This is a genomic window from Burkholderia sp. HI2714 (assembly GCF_002223085.1).
Taxonomy (GTDB): domain Bacteria; phylum Pseudomonadota; class Gammaproteobacteria; order Burkholderiales; family Burkholderiaceae; genus Burkholderia; species Burkholderia lata_D.
In genome coordinates this window covers 307,869-319,864 of the sequence record NZ_NKFM01000067.1, presented here as the reverse complement: position 1 = coordinate 319,864, position 11,996 = coordinate 307,869, and the positions used below count along the sequence as shown (strand labels likewise).

Genomic DNA, 11,996 nt, shown 5'->3' with positions numbered 1-11,996 from the left:
CTCTTGTGTCGTTGTCACGCCGATGCATCGCTGCTTACGATGCTGTCGCGCTTCGCGTCGACGATCATCCGGTGAAACGCTTCGGCGGCCGGCGTGAGCGGTCGCCCGCGCCGCTTGACGATGCCCACGCGGCGTTTGACGACCGGCTCGACGAGCGGCACGCTCGTGAGAATGGGATGGTCGTGCCCGGGCATCGCCATCGAGGGCACCGCGGCGACGCCGAGCCCCGCCTCGATCAATCCGAGCAGGGTCGTCACGTGGCGCGCTTCGCACACGCTCGGCCCGCGCGGCGCCACGGCGGCGAGCGCCTGATCGAGCAACAGGCGGTTACCGGAAGTCTTGTCCACCGACACGTATTCGTGCTCGTACAGTTCGTTCCAGGTGACGCGCTTCTTGCGCGCGAGCGGATGGTCGCGGCGGCACGCAGCGACGAACCGCTCCTGGAGCAGCATCTTGAACTCGATCTCGGATTCCTGGCTGCCCATGAAGCTCACGCCGAAATCGGCTTCGCCGCTGATGACGGTGCCCAGCACCTCGTTCGCGCTCGCGTCCAGCAGCTTGACCCGGATGCGCGGAAAGCGCTGATGATAGCGCGCGATGATGGCCGGCAGAAAGTAGTAGGCCACCGACGGCACGCACGCGATGGTCACATGGCCCAGGCGGCTCGACGACACGTCGCGAATGCCGAGCAGGGCCGCGTCGAGATCGTCGAGCAGCTGTTCGGCGCTCTGCGCGAACACGCGGCCGACCGTGGTGAGCGCCACGCGACGCGTGGTGCGCTCGAAGAGGCGCACGCCGAGCGCTTCCTCGAGCTTGTCGATCCGGCGACTCAACGCGGGCTGGGAAATGCTGACCGCTTCCGCGGCCTTTCGGAAGCTGCCCGTTTCCACGACCGCGCGAAACGCCTGCAAGTCGTTCAAGTCGAAGTTGATCCCCACGGGCGCGTCTCCGCATCTCAGATGGGGCGTATTTTGCATGATTTCGCCGGGCCGACCGTATCGGCGCGGCACGCATCCGCGCAACGCGTGATCGCAACCGCGTGCGTGAGGGGGCGGTCTTGCCGTCGATCCGCTGCTCGTCGATGCCGATGGGGCGTCGAGGCCCGGGCCTTACGGCGCAAGCAGGCCGCGTGCGGCCAGATTGGCATACAGCGCGCGCACGCCGAAGGTCCACGGCGCGATCTCGGTGCACAGCCGCACGGTGTTGACGAGTGCGCCGAGTGTGGGCGTGGAGATGGTGACGCGGTCGCCCAGGTGATGCGTGAATCCGCCGCCGGGCGCGTCGCGGTCCTGGATCGGCGAGAACATCGTGCCGAGGAACAGCATGAAGCCGTCCGGATACTGGTGATGCGCGCCGCAGGTCTGCGCGACGAGGTCGGCCGGGTCGCGGCTGATCTCGCGCATGTGGCTGATGCCGTCGAGGACGAAGCCGTCGTCCGCGCCTTCGACGTGCAGCGACACGCTGGCCTGCCGTACGTCGTCCAGCGTGAAACCGTCGTCGAACAGCCGCACGAACGGGCCGATCGCGCACGAGCCGTTGTTGTCCTTGCATTTGCCGAGCAGCAGCGCCGAGCGGCCTTCGATGTCGCGCAGGTTCACGTCGTTGCCGAGCGTGGCGCCCACCGGCCTGCCGTCGCTACCGACCGCCAGCACGATCTCCGGTTCCGGGTTGTTCCACACCGACACGGGCAGCAGGCCCACGTCTGCCCCGAAGCCCACGGCGGACATCGGCTGCGACTTCGAGAACACCTCGGCGTCCGGGCCGATTCCGACCTCCATGTATTGCGACCACGCGCCGCGGCGTTCGAGTTCCGCCTTCAGGCGCATCGCGGCTTCCGAACCGGGAACGAGCTTCGACAGATCGGTGCCGAGGGTCGCGGCCAGCGTTTCGCGCACGTCCCTCGCCTTGGCGGGGTCGCCGCCGGCCTGTTCTTCGATGACGCGTTCGATGAGGCTGACGGCGAAGGTCACGCCGCAGGCCTTGATGGCCTGCACGTCGCATGGTGCGAGCAGGTGCGTGGCGCCGGGCGCGCCATCCAGCGCCGCCTGCAGCAACGGCTCGACGCGGCCGAGCGATTCACCCGGGGCGGTGCGGGCGACAGCGACGGCGTCGGGCCGGTCGAACAGGTCCGCGGTGGTCGCCACGGTACGCGTGATGTCGAACACTTCTCCGCCGCGCACGGCGACGACGCTCGGGCCCGAACGGGCCCCATCGTGGCGCCAGACACGGCCGATCAACAGGGCCCGTGCCAGGTCGTGCGGCAGGCAGTCGGAAACGGAAAGAGTACGCATGGTCGGCTCGGCAAGGGGTGTGGGCGGTTGGGTCAGTGCGAATGGCGCGGGTTGCCGCGCTGCTCGATCACCTTCAGGTACAGCGTGGCCGGTTCGAGGCAGCCGCCGGTGGACAACTGGCCCACCAACTGCCGGTAGAGTGCCTGCCAGGGCGTTTGCGCCTGCGGCACGTTGAAGCTTGCCGTCTCGCGGCGGCGTGCGAGTTCGTCGTCATCGACGAGCACGTCGACGCTGCGGCGATTCAGGTCCACGCGAATGCGGTCGTTCGTGCGCAGCAGCGCGAGGCCGCCGCCGACCGCCGCCTCCGGCGACACGTTCAGGATCGACGGGCTGGCCGACGTGCCGCTCTGGCGCCCGTCGCCCAGGCACGGCAGCGACGTCACGCCGCGCTTCACCAGATCGGCAGGCGGCGCCATGTTAACGACTTCTGAACTGCCCGGGTAGCCGACCGTGCCGCAGCCGCGAATCACCAGGATGCAACGCTCGTCGATACCGAGCCCGGGGTCGTTGATGCGGGCGTGGTAGTCCTCCGGGCCGTCGAAGACGATGGCGCGGGCCTCGAACGTGTTCTCCGCGCCCGGCTCGGCAAGGTAGGTCCGGCGGAAGGCCTCGCCGACCACCGACATCTTCATGATCGCGCTGTCGAAGAAGTTGCCCGACAGCACCATGAAGCCGGCGCCATGCTTGAGCGGTGCGTCGGGCGTGTGGATCACGTCGCGGTCGGCGTCCTGTGCCGTGTCGGCGATCTCGCCGATCGCGCGGCCGGACACGGTGAGGCAGTCGCGCCGCAGCAGGCCGGCCGCATCGAGCTGGCGCAGCACCGCGGGCACACCCCCGGCGCGGTGGAAGCTCTCCCCGAGGTATTCGCCTGCCGGCATGCAGTTCACGAGCAGCGGCACGGATTCACCGAGGCGCTGCCAGTCGTCCAGGCTCAGTTCGACGCCCATGTGGCGCGCAATGGCGATCAGGTGCGGCGGGCAGTTGGTCGATGCGCCGAGCGCGGACGCGACGACGATGGCATTCTCGAACGCCGCGCGGGTCATGATCCTCGACGGCCGCAGGTCCTCCCGAACGAGTTCGACAGCGCGCTTGCCGGTGGCGTAGGCCATCTGGCCGCGCTCGCGATAGGCGGCGGGAATGCTCGCACACCCCGGCAGCGACATGCCCAGCGCCTCGGCCAGGCTGTTCATCGACAGCGCCGTGCCCATGGTGTTGCAATGGCCGATCGACGGCGACGATGCCGTGGTCAGCTTCATGAAGCCTTCGTAGTCGATCTCGCCGGCCGCCAGCAGGTTGCGGGCATGCCAGATCACGGTGCCCGAGCCGACGCGCTTGCCCTCGTGCCAGCCGTCGAGCATCGGTCCGCCCGACAGCACGATGGCCGGCATGTCCACGGTGGCGGCCGCCATCAGGCAGGCGGGGGTGGTCTTGTCGCAACCGGTCGTCAGGACCACGCCATCCAGCGGAAAGCCATGCAGCACTTCCACCAGCCCGAGATAGGCCAGGTTGCGGTCGAGCGCGGCGGTGGGCCGGCGGCTTTGTTCGGCCAGCGGATGGACGGGGAATTCCATCGGAATGCCGCCCGCGTCGCGAATGCCCGCCTTGGTCCGCTCGGCCAGTTCGATGTGGTGGCGGTTGCATGGCGCCAGGTCGCTGCCCGTCTGGGCGATGCCGATGACGGGGCGGCCCGATTGCAGTTCATCGCGCGTCAACCCGTAGTTCATGAAACGCTCGACATAAAGCGCGGTCATGTCCGCGTGCGCGGGGTCGTCGAACCACTCCTGGCTGCGCAGACGGCGCGGGGTCTGTGACATGGCGGGCTGTCTCCGAAGGGGCCTCGTTCATTCTTGCGTGCCGGATTGGTACCGGTAACATCGAGCGGATGTTAGCACGGGGTTTTTGCGTGGCGGAACAGAATTTTGCGTGCGGGAGGCGCAGGGAAGGGAGAACGCGCGGCGCGCGATGCACCGGTTTCGATCCCGTCGAACGGCGCCGTATCGACGCGCATCGGCCGCCAACGCGGCCTTGCCGTCATGCGACGGCGGGGCGGCGTGAGGGCAGGGGGGCGGTTCGCGCGCGCCTCGAGGGCACGCCGGTTCTCGCCGGGCGCGACCGGCCCGGTCGCCGGCCCGTCACGCGCTTTCCCGCGCGACGATCGTGTAGTCGATACGGATGCTGTGCGAATCGACCGGCTCGCCGCCGTCGCGCGCCTGCAGCGCGGCCAGCAGCGCCTCGCCCGTGCGCAGGCCGATGCCGTATGCGTCGACCGACACGGTCGTGATGGCAGGGTGGCAGCACGTCGCCACTTCGAAGTTGCCGAAGCCGGCCACCGCGATGTCCGCGGGCACGGACAGCCCGCGCCGGTGGCATTCCATGATCGCGCCGAATGCCGACATGTCGCTGACGCACATCACGGCATCGGTGTCCGGCCACTGCGCGAGCAGGGCCGCCATCGCGGGCCCGCCGTGGCTCATGGTGATCGGCGATTCGCCGAGGCGCACGGCGCGCGGCTCGCCCAACCGCAGCGCCTTGATTTCCGCCTGGTACCCCTTGAGCCGGTCCAGGCCACGGCGATCCAGTTCGCTGGCGCCGCCGAGAAAGCCGATGCGGCGGTAACCGCGCTCGGCCAGGTGCCGCACCATCGCACGTGCGGCGCGCACGTTCGAGAAGCCCACGGCGGTGTCGATGGGATGCGTGGGCAGGTCCCACATCTCGACCACGGGAATCGCCGAGCGCGCCAGCACCTTGCGTGTCGCATCGGTGTGTTGCGCACCGGTCAGCGCGACGCAGCGCGGCTGGTGACGCAGCATCGAACGGACCAGGCGTTCTTCGCGTTCCAGGTCGTAATCGGTGTCGCCGAGCAACAGTTGCAGGCCATGCGGTTCGAGCGCATCGGTCAGGCCGCGCACGGTGTCGGAGAAGTTGGAGCTCGACAGCGACGGCACCAGCACCGCGACGAATTCCGAGCGCCCCGACGACAACGCACCGGCGGCCGCGTCGGCCACGTAGCCGAGCTGGTCGATGGCCTGGCAGACGCGTGCGCGCGTCTCGGCTGCCACGCTGTGGCCGGCAAGCACGCGCGACACGGTCATCTTCGATACGCCGGCGAGGCGCGCTACGTCGGACATGCGGGGCGGTCCGGCAGGCCGGACGGCGGTGGGGCTGGGCATCGGATCGCGATCGGGAAAGCCTGGAAAGGCTACATCATACCGGTGCGGCGTACGGGGCAGGCCGCCCGCGGCGCGCCCGTCGCAGCGCGGTCCGCACTAGGGAAACCACGCGTTCGGCGACGCTTGAACACGCCTGTCGCGGCATGCTACCGTGCTGCTTGTTACCGGTATCAGAGTGCCCGTTTCTCCCGTCGCCCCATCGGCGATTTTTTTGGTCGTGGGATGTTATCGGTAACATCGATGCATCAGAGAACCCGCCGGTACGAAGAAGACCTACACAATCAGGAGACAAACCGATGCCGTCCATCACGCAGACCGCTGCCGCGCCGGCCGCGGCCGACTCATCCGAAGACGCGCTCTATCGCAAGGTCATGCGGCGCATCCTGCCGTTGCTGCTGCTCTGCTACGTCGTGGCCTACCTGGACCGCGTCAACGTCGGCTTCGCGAAGCTGCAGATGCTCGACGAGCTGAGCCTGAGCGACAGCGTTTATGCGCTCGGCGCCAGCGTCTTCTTCTGGGGCTATTTCCTGTTCGAGATGCCCAGCAACCTGCTGCTGCATCGTTACGGCGCGCGCTTCTGGATCGCGCGGATCATGATCACGTGGGGCATCGTCTCGTCGTCGATGGCGTTCATCGTGCCGCTCGCGCAGTTCTTCCACGTGCAGACGACCACCATGTTCTACACGCTGCGCTTCCTGCTGGGCCTGTGCGAAGCCGGCTTTTTCCCGGGCGTGATCCTGTACATGAACTACTGGTTTCCGGCGCGCCGCCAGAGTGTGGCCATGTCGGGATTCCTGGTGGCGATCCCGCTGAGCCTCACACTCGGCAGCGTGGTGTCCGGCTGGCTGATGGAGCAGACGCACGGCCTGTCGGGCATGAGCGGCTGGCAATGGATGCTGCTGCTCGAAGGGCTGCCGTCGATCGTGGTGGCGTTCATCGTGCTGGCCTGCCTGGGCGACGGCCCGAAGTCGGCGAAGTGGCTGTCCGCGGACGAAAAGGCCGTCCTGTCGCGCAATCTCGAATCCGAGGCGACGCACAAGTCGCACAGTATCGGCGCCGCGCTGCGCAGCCCGCGTGTCTGGCTGCTCACCTTCATCCTGCTCACCTTCAATACCGGCTTCTACGGGCTGGCGTTCTGGCTGCCGTCGATCATTCGCGCGTCAGGAGTGCGGAGCCCGCTGCATATCGGCGTGCTGACGGCCATTCCGTACCTGACGGCCATCTTCGCGATGGTGTGGAACGCGTCGCACTCGCGCAAGACCGGTGAACGCCGCCTGCACGCGGCGATTCCCGCGCTGATCGGTGGCGTCTTCCTGATCCTGAGCGCGGCGTTCGCGCACAACGTGGCGCTGTCGATCGTATTCCTGACCATCGCCACGTGCGGCATCCTCGCGCTGATGCCGATCTACTGGACCTTTCCGGGGCAGATCCTGTCCGGCACGGCTGCGGCCGCCGGCATTGCGCTGATCAATTCGGTGGGCAACCTGTCCGGCTTCACGGGCTCGATGATCACCGGCATGGCCAAGGAAATGACCGGCAACATCAACAACGGCACCTATGCACTGGGCGCGTGCCTGCTGGTCAGCTGCGTGCTGATCGCATTGATTCCGCGCGACGTGCTGCAGCCGCCGGCCGGCCGGTGAGGGCTTCGCAGTCCGTTGCACCTCGGGGTTTGCGCATCGCGCCGACCCCGCAGCGGACGCGACGGGCAACACGTGCGCGGATCGAAACGTCCGCCGCCATCCCGCCGCTGCGAGACAGTCGACCACGTGGGCGAGTGCATCCCGGGCCGGATCGAACCGATCGATTCCCGTGTCGACGCGTGCATTCCGGCCGGGGACACGGCGGGCCGCCCGCGCGGACGGCAACACCCGCTCAGTCGAGCCCGCCCTGGCACAGATACTTGATCGACAGGTAATCGTCGAGGCCGTAACGCGAACCTTCGCGGCCATAGCCCGATTCCTTCACGCCGCCGAACGGCGCGGCCTCGCTCGCGAGCGCGCCTTCGTTGATCCCGACGATGCCCGTTTCGAGCCGTGCCGACACGCGCGCGATGCGCCGTACGTCCTGCGTATAGAAATACGCGGCGAGCCCGAACGGCGTGTCGTTCGCGGCGTCGACGGCTTCGTCCTCGGTATCGAAGCGAAACAGCGCCGCGATCGGGCCGAAGGTTTCCTCGCAGTTCAATTGCATGTCGGCGGTGGCGTCGGCGAGCACCGTCGGCGCGTAATAGTTCGCGCCGAGCTCGGCCAAGCGCTTGCCGCCCGTCAGCACACGCGCGCCGCGCTCGATCGCATCGCCGACGTGGCGCGCGATCTTGTCGACCGCACGCGCGTTGATCATCGGGCCGATCTGCGCGGCCGGGTCGGTCGCCGGCGCAACCTTCAACGCGGCGACGCGCGCGGCGAGCTTCTGCGCGAACGCATCGTAAACGCCGGCCTGCACGTACACGCGGTTCGGCGATACACACGTCTGCCCGCCGTTGCGGAACTTCGCGGCCATCAGCCCGTCGACCGCGGCGTCGAGCTCGGCATCGTCGAACACGATGAACGGCGCATTGCCGCCCAACTCCAGCGACAGCTTCTTCAGCGTCGCGGCCGAATCGCGCGCGAGCAGCTTGCCGACGGCCGTCGAGCCGGTGAACGTGATCTTGCGCACGCGGCCGTCGGCGAGCCAGTCGGCCGCAGCTTCGACGCCGCGTTCGCGCGACGCGGTAACCAGGTTCAGCACGCCGGCCGGCACGCCGGCTTCCTGCGCGAGAAACGCGAGCGCGAGCGCGGTCAGCGGCGTGTCCTCCGCCGGCTTCGCGACCACTGTGCAGCCGGCCGCGAGCGCGGGCGCGATCTTGCGCGCGATCATCGCGAGCGGGAAATTCCACGGCGTGATCGCGGCGACGATGCCGATCGGCTCCTTCACCGCGCTGAGCCGCTTGCCGCGCTGCTGCTGCGGAATCAGGTCGCCATACGTGCGGGTCGCTTCCTCGGCGAACCACAGCACGTACGACGCACCGTACGCGACTTCGCCGCGCGCTTCGGCGAGCGGTTTGCCCTGTTCGCGCGACATCAGCTTCGCGAGATCGTCGGTGTGCGCGACGATCGCCGCATGCCATGCACGCAGGATCGCCGCGCGTTCGCGCGCGGGCGTCGCGCGCCACGCGGGCAGCGCGCGGGCCGCCGCGTCGGTCGCCGCGCGTGCGTCGGCGCCGCCGCTGTCGGGTGCGTGGGCAACGGTCTCGAGCGTGGCCGGATCGGTGACGGCGAAGCGGCGGCCGTCGAGCGCATCGCGCCAGGCGCCGTCGATCAGGTTGGCGGTGCGAACGAGTTCGGTTCGGGACAGCGTAAGCGGCATGACAGGTCCTTGAATGAAGCGGTTCGGCGACGCTGGCGGCCCGGCGCGGGCGTGACGCCCCCCGCGCGGACAGCGGGCTGCCGCGTGACGGGGTGACGCATGCCGGGTGTCAGTGACGTTCGCCGAACAGCGATTCGAGCGGGTAGTGCCGTTTGACGAACGGCGACTTGATGATCACGTAACTGAAATACTTCTCGATGCCGATGTTCTGCTCGAGCAGCCCTTCGACGATCGTCTGGTAATGGCTCACGCTGCGCGTGATGAACTTCAGCAGATAGTCGTAGCCGCCGCTCGCGAGGTGGCATTCGACGATCTCGTCGACGTTGCGAATCGCCGCGACGAAGCGGTCGAAATCCTCGCGCCGGTGGTCGGCCAGCGTGACTTCGGTGAACACGACCTGCACGTCGCCGAGTTTCTCGAGCTGGATGTGCGCGCCGTAGCCTCCGATGTAGCCGGCCTTCTCGAGCCGCTTCACGCGGATCAGGCATGGACTGGGCGACAGCCCGACCGCATCGGCCAGCTCGACGTTGGTCATGCGGCCGCGCTTCTGCAACTGGGAGAGGATGCGCAGGTCGATGCGATCCAGCTTGCTGTCCGTCATGTTCACGTGCGTCGGGAGTCGGAAAAATGGAATGTCCGGTTACTTTAGAGTCGAACGATGACGGCCACAAGCCCGGCTTTCCCTTGGCCGGTCAGGCCGGCTGCGCGTGCGCGGCGTCGAGCGCGCGCTGCACGCCCGCGTCGGCCAGCACGTCGTCGAGCGTCTTGCGCACGCGTTCGAACAGCAGGTCGAACTCGCCCGCGGTGAAGCTCAGCGCCGGCGCGAAGCCGAGCACGCCGTCGCCGAACGCGCGGAACACCACGCCGTTCGCGTACGCGGCGGCCGCGATCTTGTCCGGCACGTTCAGCGCCGGGTCGAAGCGCGTCTTGTGCGCCTTGTCGGCCACCAGTTCGAGCGCGCCGAGCAGGCCGACCGAACGCGCGTCGCCGACGAGCGGATGCGCGCGCAGCGCATCGAGCCCCGCGGCGAAGCGCGGCGCCAGCGCCTGGCCGTTCGCGAGCAGCCCGCCTTCGTGATAGAGCTTCAGCACCTCGAGGCCGATCGCCGCGCTGACCGGATGCGCGGAATACGTATGGCCGTGGCCGACCACCGGCGAATCGGCGCGGTCGCCCGCGATCCCTTCGTAGATTTCGTCGGACATCAGCACCGCGCCCATCGGCGCATAGCCGGCCGTCAGGCCCTTCGCGACGGTCATCAGGTCCGGATCGACCTGTTCGGCCTCGCAGGCGAACAGCGGGCCCGTGCGGCCGAAGCCGGTGATCACCTCGTCGGCGACGAACAGGATGCCGAGGCGCCGGCACGCGTCGCGCATCGCCTTCAGCCAGCCGGCCGGCGGCACGATCACACCGCCCGAGCCTTGCACCGGCTCGCAGAAGAACGCGGCGACGTTGTCCGCGCCGAGTTCGGCGACCTTCGCTTCGAGCGCGGCGACCGACGCGGCGATCAGCGCCTGCGGATCGTCGCCGAGCGGATGGCGGTACGGGTAGGGCGACGGAATATGGTGCTGGTCCGCGCGCGGCAGGTCGAAATGGCGGTGGAACGCCGGCAGCGCGGTGAGCCCGGCGCCGATCGACGACGAGCCGTGATAGCCGCGCTCCAGCGCGATCATCTGCTTTTTCGACGGGCGGCCGGTCGCGTTGAAATAGTGCGTGATGAAACGGATCGCGGAATCGACCGCGTCCGAGCCGCCGAGCGTGAAGTACACACGGTTCAGCGACGGCGGCGCGAGCGCGGCGAGCCGTTCGGCGAGTTCGATCGCCGGCTGCGAGCCGAAATGGAAATAACCGGTCGCGTAGGGCAGCTTCGCCAACTGGTCGGCGGCGGCCTTCACGATGCTGTCGCGGCCGTAGCCGACGTTCACGCACCACAGGCCCGAGAACGCGTCGAGCAGCGTGTGGCCCGCGGCGTCGCGCAGGAACACGCCGTCCGCGGATTCGAGCACGGTGACGCCGCGCGCTTCGTGCGCACGGTAATTGACGACGGGGTGGATCAGGTGTTGACGATCGGCTTCGATCAGCGCGGCTTGGTTCATGGGATGGCGGGACTCTCGTCAGGTGTCAGCGGTGAGTTCATGCTAACGGGCGAGAAATCCGGATGCGTCTTCAATTTGCGGCCCGAAACGTATGCGCGCGGCGTTTGTGCGGGGCGCTTCGGCATTTTCTGCTGCGCGCCCGGCGGGCCGGGCGCGCGTCAGGTCAGTAGCCGCGCGCGCGATCGACGACGCCGATCATCGGCTGGCCCGCGCGATGGCGCGCGAGGTTCGCGAGCACCGCGTCGACCGCGGTGTCGGGCCGCGTCGCGCTGGCGATGTGCGGCGTGATCCGGATGCGCGGATGGGTCCAGAACGGATGGCCGGCCGGCAACGGTTCGGGGACCGTCACGTCGAGGATCGCGCTGTCGAGCCGGCCGCTCGCGAGCGCGGCGAGCAGCGCGGCGTCGTCGAGCTGCGGGCCACGCCCGACCTGCACGAGCGACGCGCCGGCCGGTAGCGCATCGAACACGCGTGCGCCGAGCAGCCCGCGCGTGCTGTCGGTCAGCGGCAGCAGGCAGATCAGGATGTCGGTGCGGGCGAGGAACGCGTCGAGCGCCGCATCGCCCGCGTAGCACTCGACGCCGTCGAGCGTGCGCGGCGTGCGGCTCCAGCCGGCGCACGGGAAACCGAAGCGCCGCAGCGTGTCGAGCACGGCCTGGCCGAGCGTGCCGAGCCCGAGCACGCCGATGCGCCGCGATGCCGACGCCCGTACGGGTTTCTCGTGCCATACCTGGTCGCGCTGCTGGGCCGCATAGTCGAACAGGTCGCGATGGATCGTCAGCACGGCCTGCGTCACGTATTCGACCATCCCTTCGACGATGCCCGGCTCGATCATCCGCACGACCGGAAGGTGCGCGGGCACGCGCGACAGGTCGAACTGGTCGATGCCGGCGCCGACGGAGAACACGACTTCGAGATTCGGCAACAGCGCGACCGGATCGTCCGGCGGCTGCCATGCGGCGAGATAGCGAACGGCCGCGGCGTCGCCGAGGTCCGGCCAGATCCGGAACGGCAGATCGGGCGCCTGTTGCGCGAAGCGCGCCGCCCACTGCGCGCCGCGCACCGGGTCGGCCTTGTAGAGAAAGCTCATCGTG

Annotated in this window: 9 protein-coding genes; 1 reads left to right on the top strand and 8 read right to left on the bottom strand. The window is 68.7% G+C overall.

Annotated elements, in window-relative coordinates; translation table 11 throughout:
- Positions 1 to 14 precede the first annotated feature (14 nt).
- The 4 genes from CFB82_RS38070 to CFB82_RS38055 form a co-directional block, all read right to left on the bottom strand.
- A complete protein-coding gene (locus tag CFB82_RS38070; protein WP_089487435.1) occupies positions 15 to 938 on the bottom strand; it encodes a LysR family transcriptional regulator in 924 nt (307 codons plus the stop codon).
- A gap of 171 nt (positions 939 to 1,109) precedes the next feature.
- Positions 1,110 to 2,291, bottom strand: a complete 1,182-nt coding sequence (locus CFB82_RS38065) for a fumarylacetoacetate hydrolase family protein (protein WP_089487434.1) — start codon at positions 2,289 to 2,291, stop codon at positions 1,110 to 1,112.
- A 32-nt stretch (positions 2,292 to 2,323) separates the two neighbouring features.
- Positions 2,324 to 4,105, bottom strand: coding sequence for an IlvD/Edd family dehydratase (locus CFB82_RS38060; protein ID WP_089487433.1), 1,782 nt, complete (start codon positions 4,103 to 4,105; stop codon positions 2,324 to 2,326).
- A gap of 318 nt (positions 4,106 to 4,423) precedes the next feature.
- Entirely contained in the window at positions 4,424 to 5,461 is a 1,038-nt protein-coding gene (locus CFB82_RS38055) for a LacI family DNA-binding transcriptional regulator (RefSeq protein WP_089487432.1), read from the bottom strand.
- 296 nt (positions 5,462 to 5,757) lie between these two features.
- On the opposite strand from CFB82_RS38055, the gene CFB82_RS38050 reads away from it, so the two are divergent.
- On the top strand, positions 5,758 to 7,104 hold the full coding sequence (locus tag CFB82_RS38050) for an MFS transporter (protein ID WP_089487431.1): 1,347 nt from the start codon (positions 5,758 to 5,760) through the stop codon (positions 7,102 to 7,104).
- Between the two features lie 232 nt (positions 7,105 to 7,336).
- On the opposite strand, the gene CFB82_RS38045 is transcribed toward CFB82_RS38050, so the two are convergent.
- From CFB82_RS38045 to CFB82_RS38030, 4 genes are all read right to left on the bottom strand, one after another.
- The gene (locus tag CFB82_RS38045) at positions 7,337 to 8,809 is read right to left on the bottom strand and encodes an NAD-dependent succinate-semialdehyde dehydrogenase (protein WP_089487430.1); all 1,473 of its coding nucleotides are present in this window, start codon (positions 8,807 to 8,809) and stop codon (positions 7,337 to 7,339) included.
- A 109-nt stretch (positions 8,810 to 8,918) separates the two neighbouring features.
- On the bottom strand, positions 8,919 to 9,410 hold the full coding sequence (locus tag CFB82_RS38040; RefSeq protein WP_006749694.1) for an Lrp/AsnC family transcriptional regulator: 492 nt from the start codon (positions 9,408 to 9,410) through the stop codon (positions 8,919 to 8,921).
- Positions 9,411 to 9,501: 91 nt separating this feature from the next.
- A complete protein-coding gene (locus CFB82_RS38035) occupies positions 9,502 to 10,902 on the bottom strand; it encodes an aspartate aminotransferase family protein (RefSeq protein WP_089487429.1) in 1,401 nt (466 codons plus the stop codon).
- A 163-nt stretch (positions 10,903 to 11,065) separates the two neighbouring features.
- A complete protein-coding gene (locus tag CFB82_RS38030; RefSeq protein ID WP_089487428.1) occupies positions 11,066 to 11,992 on the bottom strand; it encodes a 2-hydroxyacid dehydrogenase in 927 nt (308 codons plus the stop codon).
- Positions 11,993 to 11,996 lie beyond the last annotated feature (4 nt).